This is a genomic window from Paenibacillus macquariensis, from assembly GCF_900156375.1.
Taxonomy (GTDB): domain Bacteria; phylum Bacillota; class Bacilli; order Paenibacillales; family Paenibacillaceae; genus Paenibacillus_AQ; species Paenibacillus_AQ macquariensis.
In genome coordinates this window covers 1-23,819 of sequence record NZ_FTNK01000035.1, presented here as the reverse complement: position 1 = coordinate 23,819, position 23,819 = coordinate 1, and the positions used below count along the sequence as shown (strand labels likewise).

27 protein-coding genes and 1 pseudogene are annotated in these 23,819 nt (G+C 41.0%); 21 read left to right on the top strand and 7 right to left on the bottom strand.

Annotation, left to right across the window (positions count from 1 at the left end; genetic code table 11):
- Window positions 1-99 precede the first annotated feature (99 nt).
- From BW961_RS27960 to BW961_RS27930, 7 genes are all read left to right on the top strand, one after another.
- Window positions 100-594 (top strand): GNAT family N-acetyltransferase, encoded by a 495-nt coding sequence (locus tag BW961_RS27960; protein ID WP_083714061.1) that lies wholly within the window; start codon window positions 100-102, stop codon window positions 592-594.
- A 163-nt stretch (window positions 595-757) separates the two neighbouring features.
- Complete coding sequence (locus BW961_RS27955; RefSeq protein ID WP_244556081.1) at window positions 758-1,231, top strand: GNAT family N-acetyltransferase; 474 nt, start codon at window positions 758-760, stop codon at window positions 1,229-1,231.
- Window positions 1,232-1,406: 175 nt separating this feature from the next.
- A complete protein-coding gene (locus BW961_RS27950; protein WP_280175229.1) occupies window positions 1,407-1,715 on the top strand; it encodes a PadR family transcriptional regulator in 309 nt (102 codons plus the stop codon).
- The gene (locus BW961_RS27945; RefSeq protein WP_068579820.1) at window positions 1,712-2,059 is read left to right on the top strand and encodes a DUF1048 domain-containing protein; all 348 of its coding nucleotides are present in this window, start codon (window positions 1,712-1,714) and stop codon (window positions 2,057-2,059) included. The genes BW961_RS27950 and BW961_RS27945 overlap by 4 nt, the downstream gene beginning before the upstream one ends.
- Before the next feature lie 9 nt (window positions 2,060-2,068).
- The gene (locus BW961_RS27940; RefSeq protein ID WP_068579821.1) at window positions 2,069-2,449 is read left to right on the top strand and encodes a DUF1048 domain-containing protein; all 381 of its coding nucleotides are present in this window, start codon (window positions 2,069-2,071) and stop codon (window positions 2,447-2,449) included.
- Window positions 2,433-3,191, top strand: coding sequence for an ABC transporter ATP-binding protein (locus tag BW961_RS27935; RefSeq protein WP_068579822.1), 759 nt, complete (start codon window positions 2,433-2,435; stop codon window positions 3,189-3,191). Before BW961_RS27940 ends, BW961_RS27935 begins: the two co-directional genes overlap by 17 nt.
- Complete coding sequence (locus tag BW961_RS27930; RefSeq protein ID WP_068579823.1) at window positions 3,192-3,962, top strand: ABC transporter permease; 771 nt, start codon at window positions 3,192-3,194, stop codon at window positions 3,960-3,962. It abuts the gene before it with no gap.
- A gap of 398 nt (window positions 3,963-4,360) precedes the next feature.
- Here the strand turns inward: BW961_RS27930 and BW961_RS27925 are convergent, their stop codons facing one another.
- A complete protein-coding gene (locus BW961_RS27925) occupies window positions 4,361-4,789 on the bottom strand; it encodes an SRPBCC family protein (RefSeq protein WP_068579825.1) in 429 nt (142 codons plus the stop codon).
- Window positions 4,790-4,952: 163 nt separating this feature from the next.
- On the opposite strand from BW961_RS27925, the gene BW961_RS27920 reads away from it, so the two are divergent.
- The 6 genes and pseudogenes from BW961_RS27920 to BW961_RS27895 all read left to right on the top strand — a co-directional run bounded on the left by BW961_RS27920 (window position 4,953) and on the right by BW961_RS27895 (window position 10,679).
- A complete protein-coding gene (locus BW961_RS27920) occupies window positions 4,953-6,098 on the top strand; it encodes an NAD(P)/FAD-dependent oxidoreductase (protein ID WP_068579827.1) in 1,146 nt (381 codons plus the stop codon).
- Window positions 6,099-6,389: 291 nt separating this feature from the next.
- On the top strand, window positions 6,390-7,187 hold the full coding sequence (locus BW961_RS27915; protein WP_068579834.1) for a lipid II flippase Amj family protein: 798 nt from the start codon (window positions 6,390-6,392) through the stop codon (window positions 7,185-7,187).
- Window positions 7,188-7,242: 55 nt separating this feature from the next.
- Entirely contained in the window at window positions 7,243-8,037 is a 795-nt protein-coding gene (locus BW961_RS27910; RefSeq protein WP_068579835.1) for a phosphodiester glycosidase family protein, read from the top strand.
- Between the two features lie 22 nt (window positions 8,038-8,059).
- On the top strand, window positions 8,060-8,731 hold the full coding sequence (locus tag BW961_RS27905; protein ID WP_068579836.1) for an HAD family hydrolase: 672 nt from the start codon (window positions 8,060-8,062) through the stop codon (window positions 8,729-8,731).
- A 172-nt stretch (window positions 8,732-8,903) separates the two neighbouring features.
- Entirely contained in the window at window positions 8,904-9,533 is a 630-nt protein-coding gene (locus BW961_RS27900; protein WP_068579837.1) for a class I SAM-dependent methyltransferase, read from the top strand.
- Between the two features lie 147 nt (window positions 9,534-9,680).
- Window positions 9,681-10,679: pseudogene (locus tag BW961_RS27895) on the top strand (NADP-dependent oxidoreductase).
- A 131-nt stretch (window positions 10,680-10,810) separates the two neighbouring features.
- Here BW961_RS27895 and BW961_RS27890 read toward each other — a convergent pair.
- From BW961_RS27890 to BW961_RS27880, 3 genes are all read right to left on the bottom strand, one after another.
- Window positions 10,811-11,575: a phytanoyl-CoA dioxygenase family protein gene (locus BW961_RS27890; protein WP_068579839.1), complete on the bottom strand. Its 765-nt coding sequence runs from the start codon at window positions 11,573-11,575 to the stop codon at window positions 10,811-10,813.
- A gap of 114 nt (window positions 11,576-11,689) precedes the next feature.
- A complete protein-coding gene (locus tag BW961_RS27885) occupies window positions 11,690-12,583 on the bottom strand; it encodes an AraC family transcriptional regulator (protein ID WP_082867296.1) in 894 nt (297 codons plus the stop codon).
- A 198-nt stretch (window positions 12,584-12,781) separates the two neighbouring features.
- Window positions 12,782-13,651, bottom strand: a complete 870-nt coding sequence (locus tag BW961_RS27880; protein WP_068579845.1) for a helix-turn-helix transcriptional regulator — start codon at window positions 13,649-13,651, stop codon at window positions 12,782-12,784.
- Between the two features lie 138 nt (window positions 13,652-13,789).
- Here BW961_RS27880 and BW961_RS27875 point away from each other — a divergent pair, with 138 nt between their 5' ends.
- Both BW961_RS27875 and BW961_RS27870 read left to right on the top strand, forming a co-directional pair.
- Complete coding sequence (locus BW961_RS27875; protein ID WP_068579847.1) at window positions 13,790-14,620, top strand: phytanoyl-CoA dioxygenase family protein; 831 nt, start codon at window positions 13,790-13,792, stop codon at window positions 14,618-14,620.
- Window positions 14,621-14,701: 81 nt separating this feature from the next.
- The gene (locus tag BW961_RS27870) at window positions 14,702-15,634 is read left to right on the top strand and encodes an NHL repeat-containing protein (RefSeq protein WP_068579849.1); all 933 of its coding nucleotides are present in this window, start codon (window positions 14,702-14,704) and stop codon (window positions 15,632-15,634) included.
- A gap of 114 nt (window positions 15,635-15,748) precedes the next feature.
- Here BW961_RS27870 and BW961_RS27865 read toward each other — a convergent pair whose 3' ends face one another.
- Window positions 15,749-16,147 (bottom strand): MerR family transcriptional regulator, encoded by a 399-nt coding sequence (locus BW961_RS27865; protein WP_068579851.1) that lies wholly within the window; start codon window positions 16,145-16,147, stop codon window positions 15,749-15,751.
- A 315-nt stretch (window positions 16,148-16,462) separates the two neighbouring features.
- Between BW961_RS27865 and BW961_RS27860 the strand changes: the two genes are divergently transcribed.
- Window positions 16,463-17,524: an NAD(P)-dependent alcohol dehydrogenase gene (locus BW961_RS27860; RefSeq protein ID WP_068579853.1), complete on the top strand. Its 1,062-nt coding sequence runs from the start codon at window positions 16,463-16,465 to the stop codon at window positions 17,522-17,524.
- Between the two features lie 504 nt (window positions 17,525-18,028).
- Here BW961_RS27860 and BW961_RS27855 read toward each other — a convergent pair.
- Window positions 18,029-18,838, bottom strand: coding sequence for a phytanoyl-CoA dioxygenase family protein (locus BW961_RS27855; RefSeq protein ID WP_068579858.1), 810 nt, complete (start codon window positions 18,836-18,838; stop codon window positions 18,029-18,031).
- Window positions 18,839-18,995: 157 nt separating this feature from the next.
- Between BW961_RS27855 and BW961_RS27850 the strand changes: the two genes are divergently transcribed.
- From BW961_RS27850 to BW961_RS27830, 5 genes are all read left to right on the top strand, one after another.
- On the top strand, window positions 18,996-19,793 hold the full coding sequence (locus tag BW961_RS27850; RefSeq protein ID WP_068579859.1) for a helix-turn-helix domain-containing protein: 798 nt from the start codon (window positions 18,996-18,998) through the stop codon (window positions 19,791-19,793).
- 270 nt (window positions 19,794-20,063) lie between these two features.
- Window positions 20,064-20,534 carry a hypothetical protein gene (locus BW961_RS27845; protein WP_068579860.1) on the top strand — a complete coding sequence of 157 codons (471 nt, stop codon included), beginning with the start codon at window positions 20,064-20,066 and terminating at the stop codon, window positions 20,532-20,534.
- A 348-nt stretch (window positions 20,535-20,882) separates the two neighbouring features.
- Window positions 20,883-21,830 carry an efflux RND transporter permease subunit gene (locus BW961_RS31665; protein ID WP_068579861.1) on the top strand — a complete coding sequence of 316 codons (948 nt, stop codon included), beginning with the start codon at window positions 20,883-20,885 and terminating at the stop codon, window positions 21,828-21,830.
- Window positions 21,827-22,720 carry an efflux RND transporter permease subunit gene (locus tag BW961_RS31660; protein WP_068579862.1) on the top strand — a complete coding sequence of 298 codons (894 nt, stop codon included), beginning with the start codon at window positions 21,827-21,829 and terminating at the stop codon, window positions 22,718-22,720. Before BW961_RS31665 ends, BW961_RS31660 begins: the two co-directional genes overlap by 4 nt.
- A gap of 76 nt (window positions 22,721-22,796) precedes the next feature.
- Complete coding sequence (locus BW961_RS27830; RefSeq protein WP_068579865.1) at window positions 22,797-23,255, top strand: YoqH family protein; 459 nt, start codon at window positions 22,797-22,799, stop codon at window positions 23,253-23,255.
- 292 nt (window positions 23,256-23,547) lie between these two features.
- On the opposite strand, the gene BW961_RS32060 is transcribed toward BW961_RS27830, so the two are convergent.
- A complete protein-coding gene (locus BW961_RS32060; RefSeq protein WP_082867297.1) occupies window positions 23,548-23,721 on the bottom strand; it encodes an IS3 family transposase in 174 nt (57 codons plus the stop codon).
- Between the last annotated feature and the right edge of the window lie 98 nt (window positions 23,722-23,819).

Here is a 23,819-nt window from a genome sequence, read left to right as displayed (position 1 = left end):
ATTAAGCTAACGGGCAGTTTAGCTTCAGGTGAATAGAGGTCTTGATAAGCTTAATGTCGAAAAGAATGTATAACCGCATAAAACAGAAGGAGAGGTACTTTGAAAAAAATTAGGGAAGCAACAAAAGAGGAAATGATAGAAATTTATAAGATGGGTTATGATGTTTGGGGAGATAATCTGCCATATGAAGAATATATAACTATGTGCCAGGCCTCCAATAAGTATAAAAAGGGAAAGTGGTACGTTCTTGAAGCAACAGATACAAAGCAACTATTAAGCTCCCTCATCGTATATGAACTAAATCTTTCTGAATACCAAATTGTAAAAGGGATTGGTTCAATCGCTACCCCTTTATATTTAAGAAAAAAAGGATATGCTTCTTTATTGGTCAAAGAAACGATAAATAAACTTGAACAGGAAGAAAAGTGTAACAACTTTTTCCTTTATAGTGATATTGGGATAGAATTTTACAAAGGATTAGGTTTTATTGTACTACCTAATGATAGTCAAAAATATAAAGACAGTGTTTGTATGTATTACTCAAATGAAAATGATATCGACTCCATATCACTTGATATCCCCGATTACTTTTAAAGCACATCCTTATTGAAGTAACGGAGAACTATAGATCAATAATGAGAGGGCTACCGAGAGGTAGCCCTTTGTTCAACTAACGGGCAGATTAGTTCAATAAATAATGGTAGAATTATGTAAATATAAGAGTAGCTATTTGTTGCTAATCGATGAGAGAGGATTGATGATGATGTTTGAAATATTCATTAAAGAGATCACAAAAGAAAACTGGGAGGAAGCATTTAAACTTTCAGTTAATGAAGATCAAAAATCATTTGTTCCAACTGTTGCAGAATCACTAGCAGTTGCCTATATAAAACCTTGGGACGAGGCATTAGACCCGTATGTTTTATATAAAAATAACAAGATAATTGGATCGTTTTATATTTCTTATACACCAAATAGTGAGGATAATTATTGGATTGGGGGATTTCAAATTGATAAGGAATACCAAGGGAAAGGTTATGGTAAACGTTCTCTAAATAAAATTATAGATTTTATACAAATCAAACATGCTAAATGCAAAATCATATCTTTAACAGTGGAAAAAGAAAACGAACAAGCTATTCGCTTATACGAAAGTACAGGATTTAAAAGTCAAAATAGGATGAATAATGATAACCAACCTATATATAAGTTAACATTAGATAATAAATGAGGGTTGTAAGTTCGTTAAGCTAACGGGCAGGATAGTTGAAAATGTAAAATCCGTGTCAGAGATAACGATATTGACAAATCATCTACTACGTGTTACTTTATAGCGGTAGTAAGTAACACTGGATACCAGTCATACAGAATAGTAAGGAGTGATTGTGCTGGATAACTTAACGGAAATGCTCAAAGGCGTGCTCGAGGGTTGTGTCCTTGAAATTATAAGCCGCGAAGAAACCTACGGCTACGAAATCACGCGGCGGCTGAACGCCCTCGGCTTCACGGATGTTGTGGAGGGAACGGTGTACACCATCCTGATCCGGCTTGAAAAAAACAAGTTGGTGGAGATCACCAAGAAGCCCTCCGACATGGGACCGCCGCGAAAGTTTTTCGCGATCAACGACGCAGGGCGCGAGGAGCTGCGGAAGTTCTGGGGGAAATGGGAGTTCGTATCGTCAAAAATGAACGAGTTAAAGGAGAGAAAAGAATGAATTTTTGGGAAAAAATCACCGGCAGCGACATGACTAAGGAAATGAAAACTTTTGAATCGCGAGCCCAAAAGCTGCCGGCTGATTATCAAGCCGCATGGGAAAAAATTAATTCTAATATTTGGCAGTACTCAGATTTCACCGGTCGCAACCTCATGCCGATTCTTGATGGCGTACTTGGCCTGCTCGAAGAAACAGCGGCGGACGGCCAGAGTGTCCAAGAGGTTTTGGGTGACGATATCAAAGGCTTCTGTTCAGCGCTGGCCGGCGAAGAAGGAGCAAAGTCTTATCGCGACAAGTGGCGCGAGCAACTAAACAATAATATCGCTAAAAAATTAGGTAAATAGGAGGTTAAAATGAGAATACAAGATATCATCCAAGGCAAAAAAGAGTGGCGAACGCACGTGGCGCGTGTCAAAGCGCTCCCGCAAGATTATCAGATGGTTTATAAAGAGATTCAAAAATATCTCTTTAAGGTAGGCCCTGTTGAGCTAACCGAAGGGACGGGTTTACTTTCGGGCATTATCGATCTTTTTGTAGAGGGCGCGGCTTTTGGGAAAGGCGTGCTCGAAGTGACTGGCAGTGACGTAGCGGCTTTCTGCGACGATCTAATCAAAGATTCCAAAACTTATGCTGACCTCTATCAAGAATCTGTTAACCAAGAAGTTAACAAGGCCATGAAGAAGGTTACGGATAAATCAAAGAAAGGGGAGGATCGGGATGGAAAAAGCAATTGAAGCAAAAGGTCTGCGAAAGTCTTTCAAGAACACTGAAGTCCTAAAGGGCGTCGATTTTGAAGTGAAGCGAGGTGAGATTTTCGCCCTACTCGGCTCCAACGGCGCGGGCAAGACGACGATTGTCAGAATCCTCACCACGCTGCTCAAACAGGACGGAGGCACCGCTACCGTAAACGGGTTTGACGTTGCGTCAAAACCCGAGAATGTGCGGTATGCGATCAGTCTGACCGGGCAATTTGCCGCCGTAGACGAGATATTGACCGGGCGGGAAAATCTGATCATGATTGCCAAGCTGCGGCATCTGGATCATCCGCGTCAAGTTGCGGAAGATTTGCTGAAACGTTTCGGCTTAACTGACGCGGCCGACCGTAAGCCATCTACTTATTCGGGTGGTATGCGCCGTAGGCTCGACATCGCCTTGAGCCTTGTGGGAAAACCGCAGATCATTTTTCTCGACGAGCCAACCACCGGACTTGACCCCGAGGCACGTATTGAGGTTTGGAAGATTGTAAAGGAGCTTGCCGACGGCGGCACAACGGTATTCCTGACCACGCAGTATTTAGAGGAAGCCGAACAGCTTGCCGACCGAATTGCCATTCTGCACGAGGGTAGGATTATCGCCAGCGGCACGCTCGCGGAACTGAAAAAGCTGTTTCCATCCGCAAAGGTGGAGTATGTTGAAAAACAGCCGACATTGGAGGAAATATTCCTCGCAATCATCGGTAAAAAGGAGGTCATGTAAATGGAGGAGGCAAAAAAACATTTTTTCAGCGACATGAGCGTTATGCTTGGACGTTCCATGCGCCATATTTTCCGCAGTATGGACACCATCTTCACGGTCTGTATCACTCCGATTGCAATGATGCTGCTGTTCGTCTATGTGTTTGGCGGCGCAATCGAAACCGGTACGGATAACTATGTGAACTACCTGTTGCCTGGCATATTGCTTATGGCTATTGCCAGCGGGGTGGCCTACGTGGCTTACCGCCTGTTTTTGGATAAACAACGGGGTATCATTGAGCGGTTCCACTCCATGCCGATTGCGCGTTCCACTGTGCTGTGGGGGCACGTGCTGACCTCGGTGGTATCCAACGTCATTACTATTGTCGTCATCATTCTCGTAGCGCTCATTATGGGCTTTCGCTCGTCGGCAGGGGTACTGTCTTGGCTTGCCGTAGCAGGTATACTCGTGCTGTTTACGCTGGCTTTGACTTGGATCGCGGCCATTTCCGGACTGTTCGCAAAAACGATAGAAGGTGCAAGCGCCTTTTCCTATCCGTTAATCTTCCTGCCATTCATCAGTTCTGCCTTTGTGCCGACCGAGACGATGCCGTCAGTCGTCCGCGCCTTTGCCGAAAACCAACCGGTGACGTCTATCGTAGAGACCATCCGTGCACTATTGTCAAATCAACCGGTAGGCAATGATATCTGGGTCGCTTTAGCGTGGTGCTTAGGGATAATGATCATCGCATATCTATTTGCGATGCGCGCATACAAACGGAATGCAGCTTAATGTTTGTATGCATTATAATGAAAGTGGTCAACAAAAACATCAAGTAAAGGGCCTTCCACATTGTCAAAGCGCTAGCTACACCAGTTTTGCTCGTTAAAATCAAGGCCGTCGCAGTGAAGAGATGTTCTATTACTCCTTTTATATCGAAGTAAGGGGCATTAAAGATAACCAGTACTGACATCGAGAAGATCGTTACCCTCGTCTATGAAACGGTGTACACTATCACTGCGTGAGACTTCACATGATGAATAGCAGGATAATTTACTCATTCTTATTAAGCTAACGGGCCACGATAGTTGAATCAAACAAGGAGTAGTTTAACGCATAAAAAAACCTCCCTGAAGGAAGGTTTGAATTAGTGTTTTCAATTATTATGATTAAACCTACATGTCCGATTCTTATTTAGAAATTTCACTATATTGTTTAAAATTGTCTAGAATCGCTTGAAAGCCTGCTTTTTGCATTTCAATGGGATTGGTGGATTCTGCTTCAAAAGTTTCAATTACCTTTGTGTCGTTTTCTTGGCTGATAAAAGTAATCGCAACTTTTCTTCCATCTCCAATAGTGTAAGAAATAAACTCGTTTATTCTCACTTCATCATAAACACCACCAAAATCAAATCCAAAGCTACCATCCTTAGCTTCCATTCTTGTAAGAAAACTCCCGCCAATTCTTAAATCATTTTCAGCATTAGGAGCATGCCATTCATCAGAAGCAAAAGACCATTTCGTTATATGCTGTGGTTCTGTCCAATATCCCCACACTTTTTCAACGGGTGCATGAACTATGGTTTCTACCGTTATTGTTACTTTATCACCTGTTTCCATGATGATTACCGCCTCACTGTAGTAAATTTATTTTCATGATTGATTATATCACTGTACTAACGGGAAACGAAAGCGGAGGAGCGTCCTATAGAGTAGCTCCTTTTTTCTATTTGATAAGGATCTAGTTATAATATGAGGAGCAACTACATAAAGGAGTGATAACATCATGAAGGTAATTGTCATTGGAGCGGGGATTGCCGGAGCTTCAACCGCATACCAATTGGCTAAACAGGGAGTAGATACCCTCATCATCGATCGGAAAGATGAAGGACAGGCTACGGATGCAGCTGCTGGTATTATTTGTCCCTGGCTGTCGCAGCGGCGCAATAAGGCTTGGTACCGGCTTGCGAAAGATGGAGCGCGTTATTACCCTGTGCTAATTGAAGAGCTTGAAAGCGAAGGAGAAACCGAAACCGGCTATGCCAGGGTCGGTGCCCTCAGTATACATACGGATCTGGAGAAGATTGGCCAAATGGAAGAGCGAGCCTACAAGCGTATAGAAGACGCGACAGAAATCGGTGAGATTACCCGTCTTGATGAACATAGGACTCGTGAGCTCTTCCCGCTGCTCGAGGAAGGCTATTCTTCGATTCATATTAGTGGGGCCGCCCGTGTCGATGGCCGGGCGCTGCGTGATGCTTTGCTTCGATCTGCACAAAGGAACGGGGCCGAGCTTATATATGGGGACGCTAAGATTGAATTTCAATCTAACCGTGTAACGGGCGTAACTGTTGGGACAAATCGCTACCTGGCTGACAAAGTTATCGTGTGCGCAGGAGCTTGGGCGAGTCCGTTGTTACAACCTTTAGGGATTGATTTTAAGGTGAGTTATCAGAAAGCGCAGATCATGCACTTGCAGGTTCCAGACACCAATCAAGATACAGGCAACTGGCCGGTTATTATGCCGCCTTCGGATCAATATCTGCTGGCTTTTGAACAACAGAAAATCGTGATAGGGGCAACTCATGAAAATAATATTGAAGGCTACGATACGAGGATCACGCCCGGCGGAATGCATGAAATTTTAAGCAAATGTCTTCCGTTCGCACCTGATCTGGCAGAGAGCACTTTCCAGGAAGTAAGAGTGGGCTTTCGACCTTTTACAGCCGATTTTCTTCCAGTCATTGGCGCCATTCCAGATTGGGAAGGACTTCTAGCAGTAAACGGTCTAGGGGCCTCCGGATTGACGATGGGTCCTTATATCGGGGTCCAGTTGGCTAAGTTAGCACAAGGAATAGAATTAGATATCGATCTAGCCGATTATGACATTTGTAAAGCGATTAATCGACCGGGGAATAGTGACAGATGAGAGGATAATTATATCGAGATTTGTTCAATCTTAGGTGTAACAACCAACAAGGACGACAACCTTTTAACGAAAATAAACGCCAAGCCATTAGCGATTCGTGGCTTGGCGTTTATCTATTCTATAAAGGAATGCGACATTTAACATGAGATTCGAAAACAGGAAATAAATATGGAATAACTTCTCTTTTTAAAAAAGTTTATTACCTTTATCATAATACTAATATCATATTACTAAAGTTAAAAGTGAGAGGGATTAAAGGGTAGTCTAAATAGAATGTAATGAGGTGTTCGATTGTTAGAGCAAGTATTCCTTGTATCTTTATTTACTTTTATTATTCATCTGTCCGAGACCCTTACATATTCTCTTCGTTTAGCAGGTGTACGTTTAGGGAAATTGGCGGTGGCCATGTCCTTATCAGGGATTATCCTGCTTATTTCAAGAACAGCTAACATGGTTCAGGCCCCGCTTACTGGCAAATTAATAGACTTTGCAAAACATAATGGAGACTTTAATCTAATTGATCAGTTCAGGATTATTATCGGTGCAGCTACAGTAGGGACATTTACAGCTTTATTACTGTTTCCATCTGCTGTGTTCCTTTCTTCGAGGGTCATAGCCCATTTAGAAGTGGCAGGGTCTGTCCCTCAAATGATTCATTCTTCGGTTTCTTTTCAAAAGATAATTAATGCACGATATCATTTACGCCCCCCAAAATTATCGATGTTGTCCCAATTGAGGATTGGAGGCATACCCAAAAGGCTAGTGGTTCTTAATTGTTTGGTAACCGCAATTTACACAATCGGTGTGTTAGCAGCGCTACTTGCTTCAACATTAACACAAGAATACTCGATGGCTGCATCACAATCTTCTGGTCTAATAAATGGGGTGGCAACTATTTTGCTTACCATTCTCATTGATCCACAGATTGGATTAATGACTGATAAAGTCCTTAGAGGAGAAAAAGATGTCGCTACACTTAATAAGGTGTTTGGGTTATTAATGATGTCGCGTTTATTTGGAACTATTCTTGCACAGGTATTACTGGTGCCAGCTGCTTATTGGATTACATGGATGGTATCGGTTCTATAATGGACTCAAAAGCGTCAACTATATTAGTGCTTAACAATTAGGGGGACGAACGGATATGAAAGGAAAAGGAAATGAAAAGTTCGCCTTTATAAGACGTTCTTTTTGGATTTACTTATGTGCTTTCATTCTAATTGTGGGGGTCATAACTGGATGGCTCTTAAGTAAAGATGGCATTCCAGAAGGCGTTAACTACTCTCAAATAACCGATGACAATGGGGTTGTTCTACACATGGTGCAGACGAACCCGAGTAGTATTTCTCTTAATAGTATAAACGACAACGTCGTGCAATCGGAAACCAACGGAATCAATGGTGGATTCTTTTGGGAAAATCAGTTGTTGAGCATCGCGGTTATGGATGGCATGCCCGCAAACGGAAGTCCTAAAGAGTACGGCTCAGGTTGGTATAACGTCAAATATGATCGAGGAACCATCGTATATGATCGGATCACAAGGATGCTCGACGTGCAACGAGCTGCAAGCGTCGACGATCTGCATATGACAGACGCGACAAAGTTCTGGGCACAGGGCGGAGTCAGCATGAGTATAAAGGATGACAGCAGGTGGTATAACGTAGCGGTCCAAGAAGAAAGGCTACCGTTTCCCGACGACGAGCGACTTCGAAGTGCAATGGCCTACGATAATTCCGGACAAATCTATCTGATTGTCACTTCTACCAAATGTACGGCGGAGCAATTTCGTAATGCTATTAAGAGAAATGTTGCTGTAGGAAATTTGAATGAGGCCATATTTCTTGACGGGGACGGTTCCTCACAACTACTCGCCGGTAACGTCCAACTGAAGGGCGACTCCCGGAAGGTGTTGCAGATGATTGTGGTAAACGGGCAGTAATGATAAAAAGGGAGAGTATGCAATGTTGCAATCACTGATTTTTGATATGGATGGAACGTTATTTCAAACAGATACAATTTTAGAATTATCCCTGGAGGATACTTTCAACCATTTACGATCACTAAATAAATGGGATACAGCAACCCCGATTGATAAATACCGTGAAATTATGGGTGTACCTTTACCAAAAGTATGGGAGGCTTTGTTACCTAATCATTCCTCGGAGGTAAGGGAACAAACGGATGCTTATTTTCTCGAAAGATTAGTTGACAACATAAGAAGTGGGAAAGGTGCTTTATATCCTAATGTAAAGGAAGTTTTCAGTTTTTTAATAGAGAATCATTGTTCAATTTACATAGCGAGTAATGGGTTAACGGAGTATTTAAAAGCAATTGTGAGTTATTATCATTTGGATCATTGGATTACAGAAACATGTAGTATTCAACAGATTGAATCTCTGAATAAATCAGATTTAGTTCAGAGTATTATACAAAAATATGGTATTACGAATGCAGCAGTTGTAGGGGACCGTCTATCTGATATAAATGCAGCAAAAGATAATGGTTTGATTGCAATTGGATGTAATTTTGATTTTGCGCAGGAAGACGAACTTGCTCAGGCTGATTTGGTCATAGATGACTTAATTGAGCTAACAACAATATTACCTAACATGAATAATAGCTTGTTGAACTAACGGGCAGGATAGCGGAGTAAATAATCTGTTGGAAAGGTATAAGTTGACGGGAAAATACGGCTGTCTAGTTCTGAGAAATTTATGTACACGTATGATATGATTGCAAAAAAAAGGTGGATTCATGACCAGAAGATAGCATCCCATTAAATTAAGACATAAAGGAGATAGAAATATGACGGAATTCTGGGAAACAAGTTTTATAGAAAAACAAACGATGTGGGGATTTGAACCTACAGACTCTGCAATCGTGACAAAGGACTTTTTCCTTGAAAAGAATGTTAAGGACATACTGCTACCAGGTATTGGATATGGCAGAAATGCAAAGGTTTTTATTGACAATGGAATTAATGTAACGGGTATTGAGATATCAAAAACAGCGATTGATTTGGCGAGGCAAAACGGGCTTGATATGAGTATTTTTCATGGTTCAGTAACTGACATGCCTTTTGATAACAAACGCTATGACGGTATATTTTGCTATGCACTTATTCACTTATTGAATAATACTGAGAGAGAGAAGTTTATTAAAGATTGCTATAATCAGTTAAAGCCAAATGGATATATGATATTTACAACTGTTTCAAAAAAAGCCCCAATGTTTGGAAAGGGCAAACAATTGGATGAAGACTATTTCGAGATAATGGAAGGCGTAAAAATGTTTTTTTATGATTCTGACTCCATAAAACAAGACTTTGAACAATATGGACTGGTAGAGTTTTCAGAAATTGACGAGCCAAGTAAGGACATGAAAAATAAACCTCCAATAAATTTTATAATTGTAAAATGTAAGAAGAAACTATAAAGATAATCATATATTGTCAACACTATTCTAAAACATATTGAATAATACACATTGATGAGCAGGTGCTTCTTAGCCTGCTCTTTTTATAGACGGAGTAAGCTAACACGTACAGTTCTATCTATTACCTTATGAAATGGAGGTTTCATGATGAAAGCAATGATAATTGAAAAATACGGGAAATATCCTCTTCTATTGGCCGACATTCCAACGCCCGCAGTGGGTGATTATGATGTGTTGGCAGAAATCCATGCGGCAAGTATTAATCCTATCGATGTCAAAGTGCGGGATGGCAAAGTTCGTATGCTGTTGAAATACGATATGCCACTTGTTTTAGGAAATGATTTTTCAGGTATTGTCATCAAAGTAGGAAACAAGGTTAATAAATTTAAGATAGGTGATGAAATTTACGGTCGGCCAAGAAAGAGTAGAATTGGAACCTTCGCTGAATAAATTTCCATACATGAAGACGATATAGCCCTAAAGCCTCAAAACCTTACCTTTGAGGAAGCTGCATCAATCCCATTGGTCGGGCTGACATCCTATCAAGCATTGCATGATATATTACAGCTATCGGCAGGACAAAAGGTATTGATTCAAGCTGGATCGGGTGGCGTTGGTACTTTTGCTATCCAACTTGCCAAAGCGATGGGGATTTATGTTGCAACAACTACAAGCGAAGCTGGAGCTAAATTGGTCAAGTCACTTGGAGCCGATCAAATTATCAATTATAGAACAGAACAATTTGATAAGGTCTTGCAAAATTATGATGGTGTTTTCGATACCATTGGCGGAGAGACATTAGAAAAGGCTTTTAAAACAGTCAAACAAGGAGGACAAATTGTATCGGTCTCAGGGTTGCCCAATGCACGCTTCGGAGAAGAGTATGGGTCCGGGTTCATAAAAACGAATCTTTTTCGATTTATTACCCGAAAGCTGACAAAATTAGAGATGAAATGTAATGTCAAATACAGCTTCCTGTTCATGAAACCAAGCGGCAGACAATTGGGGATCATTTCCGAGCTTATTGAATCAGGAAAAATAAAGCCTGTTATTGATCTAATATTTCCTTTTGTAGAAGCTCAAAAGGCGATGGAGTATTCCGAATCGGGCAGGGCAAAAGGAAAGATAATATTAAAGATAAAGTGATACAATAGAAAGCTTTGATTACCCATCTTTATTTGCCTATAATAAGCAGTTCATTGATAATGATAGTTAATCAATACAGCAGCAGTGAAACATGAACCCCCAGTCCATGAGGACTGGGGGTTGTTATAAGTCTAGTAAATTCCTTTATACTCTTTGTAAATCTCGTTCTCGCCACAAATCATCAAGCCTTGACCCCAGTTGATATGTGTTTCTTCTGTTGGGAAATCCATCGGATCGCGATATTGAAATAGAACATTTCTTCTTGGGCGGCTACTGCGATTGCTATCGGAGCCATGGATCGTTAAATAATTGAAGAATAATACATCGCCTGCTTTGGCCGGACAAGGTGTCCCCATGCTGAGCGGATATTCTTTATGGTTCAAGTAATGTCTACCGACGTGAGGCAATAAACCTTGTTTATGTGATCCAGGAATTACACAGAGACAACCATTCTCCATATCGGAATCGTCAAAATGTACGCTCGCTGCTAACATGGTATGTTTTTCATGAGGGAAATAGGGGGTGTCCTGATGCATCGGAAAAGCAGCACCTTTCTCGGGTGGCTTAACTAGCATTTTAGAGTGATGAAGCTGTACATTTGGCCCAATAATTTGGGACAGTACATTAACCATATTCGGGTGAATCGCGGCTCTTGTGAAGGAGGCGTCATGGTAATGCACATCATGGAAGCCTTTAAGTACTAGCTTTTTCATTTCCTCGGGTGGTAGATAATCTCCACCCCAAGCGGCATTGGAATCATATTTTGACGCAGCGGCTTTAACGATAACCCGATCAACTGCGGTTCTCATTTCTTCGACTTCTTGTTGGTTGAACACCTCTTTGACTAATAAATAACCATTTTCCTTGTAAAATTCAACATCATTTTGTGTAATCATCTTTATTCCTACCTCCGTGGTGCTCAATTTGATTTCTATAAATCGATTATAGGAGATAGGTAAGCGGACTGTCTTTGCAATAATACGACAATGCATTGTAATTTTAAGACAAGATTATGTAGGAGTACTTTCGGTGGTGTAATTATTTCTATACGCACCAGGGGGAATTCCCATTATGCTTGAAAATGCTTTTGTAAAATAATGAACGGAGTTGAATCCAACCTTTTCTGAAATGTTCTTGATGGGTTCATTCGTATACTTAAGCAAATTGGCTGCAGATCGAATACGTTCGGATTTTACGTATGCGACATAGCTGTGACCTATTTCAGCTGTAAATAGTCTAGATAAGTGACGGCCCGACAGATGTAAATAATTCGCTAAGTCATCCAAATGCAAGGGTTGCTCTAAGTTGTCACGGATAAAAGCCTTAGCTTGATTGAGTAGATAGAGGGATGCCTTGTCTTTAGGCAATTGGAACGTCTTTTCGGTGTGCTCTGTGAAGGCGGTATAGAAGGACAGGAGTAAGGCTTGGGCGATACTAACAATAACTTCTTTATTAATAAATTCGGGCGTTTCGAAATGCTTAAGCAGCGCTGACCATAGTAGGGCGCTTGATGAATCTTGGCTATTGGCGATGAGGAATTGGTTGGTGCGGTATAACTTATTGAAGCGTTCTAACATCTCAGAACCGGAGTGGCTAGGAACAACATCGAAAGCTACATAAACCAAATACATTTCATTTTGACTGTGGATTTGATGCCATATCTCTGGTCTTGAACAGAATAAAGTTCCTGTTTCCAAAGCAAATTCTATTCCATCATCTAGGTAAATTCCCTGACCTTCCAGTACGTAACATATTTCAAAAAAAGAGTGCTTGTGCAGTGGATTGTGTAAATGATGCGGATCGATTCCCCAGTAATGGACGTCAAAGGTGACCGAATGTTGATTAAGTTCACTCGCTAAGCTATTTAAGATATAGGATGTTTTTGAAGCGTCTATTAAATACATGGTATCAACTCACTTTGTCTGAAAAATATAAAGGTCTTTATCTGGCATGCACAGCTAGAGAGAGCAGGTGAAATGCATTATTTTTTTGAGTAGAATGATCTTCTTTATCGTTGCTCTAGTTATGGTCTTGTTTTGTATGTATAAAGTTTTAATAATAGCTACTATATGGCAGGAGAACTAGAGGCTGTTTATTTCCAGTTAAGAGGAGTTACGCCACTGCGAGGGTGTCAGACCGATATACTTTTTAAATACGGTGGCAAAATGCTGGCTGGTCTTATATCCCAGATCCATCGCAATGATTGTGACGCTGACCTCTTGTTGACGTAGCATCTGACAGGCAATATCTATGCGTAGCCGATCAATATAATTAGCAGGTGACTGCCCATGCATATCATGGAACAATCGGTAGAAATGGGATTCACTTACACCAACCTGATCAGCGAGCTCTTTATTACTCCATCTCATTTCTGGCGTTGCTTGGATGTCTTCGGTCAATTTAATCATGGCCTCTTGCAGATCAAATGGGAATTGACGTTTAGAGGATGGGTTCAGTATTTGTAGAATAATATCGAGTATGTAATGACGTACACGGCAGGATGCCAGTGACTCGTTATGCTCAATAATATCTCTTAACTTGGTAAAAGGTTCACGAACACGACTATCCACGAATACGATTCTTGGGAGCTGTTGCAGCTGGTGATGAATCTCCATACGGTCTTCATCTTCTAAATTTAGCCAACCGGGATGCTCGGAAGGATCTGCTATAATCATCCACCAGATGCTACAGGGTTCGATGAAATTGAAACTTGCACGATGCCATTCTCCAGGTCGGGTGTAGAAGAACTGTCCGGTGTGGGAAGGGAATAAGTGACCGTCTACCTCCCAAGTAACCTTTCCACTTTCCACGAATACAAACTCGTACGAACGTTCATGCTGATGAACGATTAAAGGTGAAGCCTCTTGAAAGCGGTCATAGCCGAGCATAATTAATTCAGATACATGGGATAGCTGTGTTGACTCCAGATATTCATACACCCAACGCGCTGTTTCAGTCTTTATTTTCGCCATAGTCACGGTCCTTATCGTTTCTAATGATCTCTTATGTTTCCAATCCTATTTGATAGGTTTTGGAAAGTCAATGCTCATCTTGAGGTCTACAATAAACCTAGTAAGCCAAATTGACCAAGAAAAGATGAGGTGTCCATAATGGGAGTTATTCCTTATAATATTACAACAGCGGATAAAGAGAGGTTTGATCAAGACGGTTATTGGATCAGTCCGAAATTGCTGGATGACCAGACAATCGAGCGTCTTCGCGGCGCGCATGAGCGTATTTGGAATAAAGACTATGATGGAGCGGGTATGCCTCTTCATGGCTTGAATCTTTCTGACGATCCATTTGCTCTTCGTAAATTCGATAATGGCTGGTGGATTAACGATGAGGTTCGTAGTGTCGTCACTGATCCGAATTTAGGTGAAATGGCATCGAACCTGCTGAACGAGGACGAGATTCGCCTATGGCATGATCAAGTAATCTACAAGCCAGGCACTTCAGGTCAAGAAACAAAAGCAGGGAATGTTGGTTGGCATCAGGATTACGGCTATTGGCGCGCAAGCAGCACACCGAATATGGTAACCGTTTGGATTGCACTGCAGGACACGGATCTGAATAATGGCGGCATGATGACGATCTTGGGTTCACACAAGTGGGGGGCTGTTGAGGGAAGTGATACCTTCTTTGAACAGGATATGACGAAGCTGAAGCAGCGTTTTGCAACTCGAGATTGGGCAGAAGAGCCTTGTATTCTAAAAGCTGGCCAAGCGAGCTTCCACCATGGCCTTACATTCCATGGTTCAGCAACGAATTTCACAGATCAGCCTCGGTTATCTGTTGTCGCTCATCTAATGCCTGGAGATACATACTACAAAGAGGGCAGAGCTCGGCATGATAATGTTCGATTGCTCGGCCCGCGTCCGGAATTCGGACAGAAGTTCGATAATGAATTCTTCCCATTGCTGTATTCCAAAAATCTATAATATCCTTGGGCGGAAGACAATAATCCAATTCAAACAATAAACAATAACTCATCACTTAACTAAGGAATAGAGGAATTAAATATGACAACAAGAAAGCTCCCGCAATTCGGAAATACGGCACGCAGCTATGATCTTGTTCCAGGCTGGGCAAAGCTCCCTGCTCACTTAGAGTTTGGCTATACACATGGAATTGTCGTAGATCAACAGGATAACGTCTATGTTTTTCATACAGGTAAGCCCTCGATTTTCAAATTTGATCAGACTGGGGAATTTCAAGCGGCTTGGGGCGAAGAGTTCGAGGGGGGCGCACACGGATTCTATCTTCATAAGGAGCACAATAGTGAATATCTCTTTATTACAGACACTGCTCGCGGAAATGTTGTGAAAATGGACTTAAGTGGAAATCACTTACTGACATTGGGAACACCGGATCGTCCTGATTTATACAATGAAGAGTTAAAATATATCCCTACAGATGTAGCAGTGTCGGCAAATGGTGATATTTTTGTATCCGATGGCTATGGACAAAGCTGGATTCATCACTATACGGCAGCAGGGGAATATATCCGTTCCTGGGGTGGAAAAGGTACGGAATTGGGACAATTGAACTGTCCACATGGCATTTCCATTGATGTACGTAGTGGTATAGAAGAGGTTTATGTAGCCGATCGTGGCAATCATCGGATTCAAGTCTTTACCTTACAGGGCAATTTCAAAAGAGTCATCGTTGATGATATGGATCAGCCCTGCAGTTTTTATTATCATGGAGAGGAGCTCTTCTTCCCAGACTTAAACAGTAGGGTTACGATCTTCGATAAAAATGATCGATTGATCTGTCATTTAGGTGAAGACCAGCAGGCTTACAAACAAACCGGCTGGCCGAATTTACCTAAGTCCTATTACTGTGATAATAAATTCAGCTCACCTCATGGCGTTTGTGTCGATTCCAAGGGTTCTGTTTATATTGCTGAATGGATTATTGATGGACGTGTAACAAAGCTTACATTGGCTTAATTTCATAGTATCTTTAAGATGTAGGTATAGAAGATTAGGAAAAAGCCGTTTCCCAGATATTTTAGGGAAACGGCTTTTTTTACTACAACGAATCTTATTAAGATAAGTTTTGAATTAAACTTTTAATGACATGTTTTCTATTTCATTGTGGTACTTCTTTTCTAATTCATCGTAAAACTCTATTTTCGTTTCAATTTTTTGAAAAGCGGAATCCAAGTCTCTTTGTTTCTCCATTAATTTCTCTTTATGTTTTTCGAATATCTGTTTGCGTTTCGCAGCTGTATTGTTTCCTTCTTTTGTTAATTCCACGACCACACGTAATTCTGAAAGAGGTATATCAGTTTTCCGTAAACATACTATAACCTCTAACCATAATAAATCTGATTCGTCATAAATACGATTTCCATTCACATCTCTTTTTATTAAAGGTAGAAGACCCTCTTGTTCATAATATCGGAGTGTATGTGCAGGCAAACCTACCTTTTCAGCTACTTCTTTTATATAAAGTTCCATCGTAACCTCCATAATTCTTTGCTATTTTGTTCTTCATTCATCCCAACTTAATCTGTTAAGGATATATATCTATATCTTCCGATTTATTATAGACCTTAAAGTGCACTTTAATGCAACTCGTAATGTGTAATGAAAGGAGGATTAGAAAAAAAATGATAAAAATGATAAATTAATTTTCAAAAAAACCTTGCCTTAAAGTCAACTTTAAGGATTATGCTATTCTTGTAACTTTAAATACATTAAAAATAAGTTGATGGATGTTACTTCTTTAGTGAATTTATTATTTTTACAAAAGAAAGGATTGTGTTATCTCTTATGTGTAATAATCATAAAAATATTACTACGACAAGTGTTCTAAGTGTCCCAAGTGCAAAAGCACCATTTGAAAAGACCACTATTAAGCGGAGAGAATTACGGCCACATGATATCTTGATCGATATTAAGTTTAGTGGCATTTGTCACTCTGATATTCACAATGCATTAGGTGAGTGGGGCGGTGGAATCTTCCCAATGGTTCCTGGTCACGAAATTGCCGGAGTCGTAGAGGCAGTAGGGACTGAAGTGACCAAATATGTCGTTGGTGACCGTGTTGGCGTTGGATGCTTTGTTGACTCCTGCGGAAAATGCGAATACTGCCTCAGTGGTGAGGAGCAATATTGTACGAAAGGTGTTATCAACACATATAACAGTCTAGACTATGATGGTAATCCAACATACGGTGGATATAGCCAGAAAATCGTTGTAACAGAAGGGTTCGTTGTCCGTATCCCAGATAGTCTGGATATAGCTGTGGCAAGCCCACTCTTATGTGCAGGCATAACCACATTCTCACCCTTGAAACACTGGAAAGCAGGTCCAGGTAAGAAGGTTGCTATCGTGGGAATGGGCGGTCTTGGCCACGTAGCGATCCAATTTGCTCATGCTATGGGTGCTGAAGTAACAGTATTGAGCCGCTCTAATAATAAGCAAGAGGAAGCATTAGAATGTGGTGCAGATCATTACTTTGCGACAAGTGATCCGACTACATTTACCGAATTAGCAGGTCGTTTTGATCTGATCTTAAATACCGTGTCTGCTAATCTGGATGTTGATGCATATTTATCATTGCTTCGCATTGATGGGACACTTGTAAATGTTGGCGCGCCTGCTGAACCAGATAAGTATCATGTATTTTCATTAATTATGGGTCGTCGCAGCATTGCTGGTTCACACGTTGGTGGAATTCGAGAAACACAAGAGATGCTCGATTTCGCTGCTGAACATGGTATTGCCCCTATCATTGAAGTAATCCGTGCTGATCAAGTGGACGAAGCGTATGAGCGTGTTCTTCGTAGTGATGTGCGTTATCGATTCGTTATTGACATCTCTACTTTATAACTCGCAAAGGTGCTTTCTACCATGCAAAATAGAAAGAAGAAGGCGATTTTCCTAAGTAGGAAAATCGCCTTCTTTTCTGTAATTAATTTCAGTAAATAGTTTTTTTTCACCCGTCCATCTTTTCAACTTATTCATAACTTCTTATTCCTTTCCCTTATTTGTTTTTTTTACATTATGGATACTAATTTGGTTATTACGCTAACGGGCAGGATAGTTCAATAATTACATGAATACCCTAACTACTGGAAATGGAGGAAGTATTAATGAAACGTATATTTATTTTTGTTCTAGTATAAAAAACAGCGTTTAACTATACTTGAACTGTGACCCACAAGATAGACACTTTGAAAAAATGCCCTCTTATGGGTCTTTTGTGTTTTAATCCGAGGAATGATGAAGGAACGGATAAGATTGTGTGGAATTTAAATCGTACGATATTTATGAATCTGAATGTGCAGCATGTATAGGAGACGAAGATTACAACATATATCCCTGAATTTAAAATTAGTGTGGATACACCACTTCAAATTCTATCCCGCATGGTCCACCATCTGGATTTCGTTCAAGATCAATTGTAGTCCCGTCAGCTCGGTACAGTGGATTGTAATACTCGCTAATATGGGTTGCTGAGACATTGGCATAGTGGCAAATAAACGCTCTGCGGAATTGATCCTTTGTTTTATTTCGATAAGATCCATGAACCATATTACCGTTGAAAAACAGAACGTCGCCTTTATCCATGATAACGGGTACTGCTTTTTGATCTTTGGGCGGCTTTACATAATGCGACGTAAACGATTCCCTCTCATCTGCGATATCTGGACATACAATCTCATACTGATTGGTCTTCGGGACAACCAACAGCCCGCCATTCTCTTCGTTAGCTGCATCCACCGCTGTCCATGCCGCAATACAGTTACCAGGTTCAACCTTCAAATAAAAGTTGTCCTGATGCAGTGCCTGACCGCGCGAGCCTGGCGGTTTGTAGTAAAACATACTTTGCGCAGCTAGTGCTTCTTCACCATAGAGATCCGCTAGCACATCAAGCACAGGCTGGTGAAGCATATATTTTCGAGCGATGTCATTGAATTTGTGCGGATGCATCACTCGTGGATATCGTTTAAGCGGATCATAACTATCCTGATCAAGCATAGGTTCAAAATGTCCTGGTATTCGCTGATGACTAATTTCCTCGAATGTTTCCTCAATTATGCTTAAATCTAACGGTGAGAATAAAGCTTTAATAATGATAAAACCTTCCCGCTCGAACTGTTCTTTTTGGTCATTTGTTAATGATTTGAGTCTATGTTCCAAGCTAAGCCACCCCTTTTAATGTATTATGAAAATGACACTGCTTACAACTTCATCTTATGATTTTTTGTTCTTAATTCACAGTATGTATTCAGTCATAAAGTATCGGGATTCTGCTCATTTCTGCTGTATAGCTTGATTCAATAGTGGAGGTATTACGATGAAGTTCTCTAATGAGGGAAAGTATTCATTTCATGTTTCAACTGGAACAATCATCTCAGGTCATTTCCAAGAAAATGATACCTACGTAACTCGACGCCCTAAGGGCATGAGTGACTGGTTAATCGTTTATACACTAGATGGCGAAGGCTATTTTCAGACTCCCTCTGGCGAGAAAACCTGTGGAGAGGGCGACATCACATTGTTGAAAGCTGATGTACCTCATAAATATGGGACATGTCCCGGAAGCAAGTGGAATTTTCTATGGGCACATTTCCCACGGCTATCAGAAGTAGCCTTGTTACCGGATGAGGAAGTATTCATTTCCAAAATAATCAATGAGCATATTCGTAAACGAATTTATCGTTCATTCAAAAGGGTACTGCGGGATTCAAGGGAAGGCACCGTTTTATGGCACGAGTTATGCGAGAATGCGATTCGCGAGATTCTGCTACTTGTCGCTGAAGGACTGAACGATAAATTTGACCCGCGCATCAAGCAAATTATGCATATTCTCTCGCAAAAAATGGTAGATCCGATACGCATAGAGGACTTAGCTAAATCTGTTTGCCTCTCTTCCTCTCGATTGTCTCACTTATTCAAGCATGAAACGGGAGAAACCATTCTCGAAGCTTTACATCGCATGCGGCTGCGTCAGGCTGCTCTTCTCCTCAAGCATACAGATCGTACAGCATCGGACGTAGCTTTAGATGTTGGTTTCCACAGTTATAATCATTTTGCCGAGCTGTTCCGTCTCCAATTCGGCATCAGCCCACGAAATTACAAAAGCTCGCTATAATGGGGTATATTTATTTTGTTTAATAAGCAAATCAACTCGTTTTACTTTGTTGAAGAATAGCGTTTCGGTTTCTTTTTGCGCATGTCAAACAATTACCGCTACACACAAAAAAAAGGAGTGCGAATCGCTTAATTCAATTTATAACTGAACGTTTTAATTCATGGAGAGAAGTGATGATTGATTATACAGACGGGGATAAGGATGAGCAGAACCTCGATATGTTTGATGTTTCTCAGAAGCATTATTTGAGAAAGCAGAAAGGACGGGATAATGAAAAAGACAAGGATTTTAGTGTCAGCTATTCTAATTGCAACTTTTATTGTGTATGTAATTGTCACGTCACCATCAACTAAGACAATCAAAATTTCAGGAAATGCAACTGCATATAACATAGAAAATCAATTGAACAAGTCAATTCCTTTTCAACTCGTGGGTACATTGGATAAACGTAAAAATTCATTTATCGGGACGCTTAAAATGGATGGGTTTATATTTGAAAACACTATGATTGCAAATGGTTTCAGTATAGTAACCTATGATAAAGCTATTCGAACAATTATTGGTACAGCCTATATAAATTCTGATATGACGAAGCTGTCAATTGAATTTAACAACGATCAAATAAAAATCTTTAATACAAGCGGCACTACTGTTCTTAGTTACCCAGCGGACAATTTAATGGAAGCCGTTGAGTTAAACAAAAATCTAAAAGTAAGGAATTATACAAAGGGTGAACGTTAGTGTAACAAAAGGGAGACAGCTACTCGGTTATAGTTATTCAGCTAACGGGGAAAGTTAGTGCAATACAGTGATTGAACCCTTCCATTTCAATAGAACCGGAACCTAGATCTAATAGGTTTATATAATTGGGAGGGTTTCTCTATGTACCTGAGTGAATTATGGAAGCTTGGCCGATCTTTGTGCGGTGAAGAACTTCTTGAAGACGCTTCATCGGTAATTCAGAACTCCCTTGATAATAAATCTATATACGGTAGCCAGGTAACTCAACTAAAGAATTTTTTTTGTCGATGAACAATTTAGCCCAAAACGAAGTCTTTCCCTATATAGACAGGAGAGGAGACTTCAATCATGAAACGGATTATCGAATCAGTGATGCAAAGATCGACCATAATTTTAGTTTGCGTTGTGCTTATTTTGGGATGGGGGGCAGTCTCGGCCTTACAAATGCAGAGGGACTACCTGCCTGGCATCAATAACACCACTTTAATGGTGTCACTGCGCGCTTCGTCCTATCAAGCGGACCAAATTAAACGCGACATTACAACGCCCCTGGAGGATGCAATCCGTAATACCAATGGGATAACCAATCTGGAGACGACCTCCTACGATGGCGGGGTCCTGATGAATCTCTACTACCCCATGGATTATGATATGGGAATTGCCGAGAATACAATTAAACAAGCGTTGAACGATGCGACATTACCAGATGGGGTTAATCAGCCTGTCGTAACAAGATTAACATCGAGCACATTTCCCATCTTGAGTTACAGTTTGACAGCAAAAAATAACCAGGTGGATGATCTAACTCTTCAATCTACATTGCAAACAGACATCGTTAAGCAGTTGAAATCCGTTCCCGGTGTGGCTGATGTCCAAACCGTTGGTGGAGCTAACAGGGGGTACGTCATTGCCCTTCGCATGAAAGATCTAGTGGCTAACAGCTTGACGCTGGACGATTTTAATAAATCCATCACGGCAGATGTGCCCAGCCTGCAGGGGAACATTGCGAATGTTAAAGCCTCGTTTCCCATCAGAGTCGAAGGTTGGGACCTCACCGAGCAACAATTGAACAACCTGATTATTAAGAACAAAGATGGTAACAGCGTACCCTTATCGGCCGTTGCATCGGTTTCTCAATCACTGACCGATGTGAAAACTATCTCAAGAACCAATGGAAAAGCAAGCGTTATGATTAACGTCATCAAGACACCTACAGCAACCATTACGGATGTTGCTCAACATGTAAAGGAACGTGTTTCTGGCATTGCTTCTGTAAAAACGGTGACGCATCGATGACTCTTCTAACTGATCGTGCGCATGATCTGAACGGTTCCCTGAAGGGGCTTGTTCGCGAAGGTTTACTGGGCTGTGTGTTCTCCATGCTCTGCGTTCTGTTCTTTTTCAGAAATGTACGATCTACTCTATTGATTGCTGTAACGCTTCCAATATCCCTGCTAGCTACAACAGCTATTCTAAAATCAATGGGCGTAACGCTAAACATATTGACTGTTTCCGGATTAATCGTGGCCATGGGACGTATTGTTGACGATGCGATCGTCATCTTGGATAACATGTATCGACGGGTTCAGGAAAACAAGGGCAAGCCTATCTTGAATGTGTTTGCTTCTTCAGTTGTAGAGATGCTGCCGGCCATTTTCGCTTCCACCGCGACCACAGTTGCTGTTTATGTTCCGATTGCTTTAGTTGGCGGCATCATCGGCGCGTCGTATGCCGGCTTTGCCTGGTCGGTTGTAATCGCACTTTTGGTATCATTCTTCGTCGCGATGTTAGTGATTCCAGCGTTTGCATTTATGGGCTTTAGAGAACCTAATGCTAAAGCGGTAACGCTCGAGCCAATTATGAAACCTCTTCTTCAGTCAGCACTGACGCACAAAAAAACGGTGATCAGTATCTCGCTCATCCTATTTGTTGTCGCTGCATTGTTTGCATCACAACTTCCATTTAGCCTGCTCCCAAGCACGGCGAGCGGCCAGGTGGCTATAAAAGTTGAACTTCCGAAAGGGACGCCGCTGTCAGAAGTGGACAAGGAAGTAAAGAATGTAGAAGATGTTCTGCAGAATAACGCAAAAGTCGCTTCTTATTCAGCTACCTTCGGATCTTCGTTTACACCGCAGGCAGACGATGTATTGATGAGCAGGAGCTACAGTGCCTGCTTTTTTCATTGAACTAACGGGCAGGATAGTTTAATAAAATCACTCTGAAAAGGGGAGGATAATCAGAGTGAAATTGTGGAGGATACAAATGAAGAAAATAATTCCTTTTTTAATTATTCTGGTAATTATCTTTGTAGCTCCTGCGGACGCAAAAGGTAATGTAGAACTTGTCATGCCATGTAGTTTAGTCTTGGAACCAGTAATTAATAGTGAAATAAATGAAAAAGGAGTAGCTCTGGTATATAAAGTGAAGCTAACATCGAGTTTTCCACGTACTAGCATAAGTATTCACGCTATCCATCTTCCAAGACCTTCTCATTATGGAGAATATGACGGTTTTGAGGGTTTTTCATTTATAGAAAATGAGATTAGCTGGAGGTTCAAACTATATCCGACACCCGAAGAAGATGGTCCCACTTGGGCAGGTAGGATTGACGACATTACAGCGAATTTAGAGAATAGCAGAATAGAAGTTCGTCTCTCAAACTCAAAGACAGGAAAGCTGGGGTCTGTTGTTTTAAGCAATAGTATCAATTTGTGCCATTAATTTCATTAACCTAACGGGGAACATTAGTTCAAAACCAATACGACAGCAACCGGCACGTCATCGGCTGCTGTTTTTGTTGAAGTAAAAGCAGGATACATTAGTGTTGTCTCGAATATACAGTGAAGTCGAAATAGTAACGTAAGAGGTGATAGAAGTGAATTGATTTTACTGGCATATATTTACAAATGCCATGTCTGTAAAAGATAATCGAAATGAATATAAATGGGAAAGCACCTACGATTAGCTAATTGAAGTGACCCCTGTCAAGTAGACAATTAACAAAAAGCAATATTTAAGCAGCCTGAGTCCTGTATTCGTAGGGGCTCAGGTTGTTTAGTTTCTTTTGAAAGCGTTCATGGTTGTAGAAATGGATGTACTGCTTAACGGCGTGTTCGACCTGCTTTACAGAATGAAAAACATGAAGGTAGAAGCACTCTGCTTTAAAATGACTGAAGAAGTTCTCCATACATGCATTGTCCCAACAGTTTCCTTTCCGGGACATGCTGGCTTGGATGCTGTATCGTTTGAGCAGCTGACTATATTGGCGGGATGTATACTGGAATC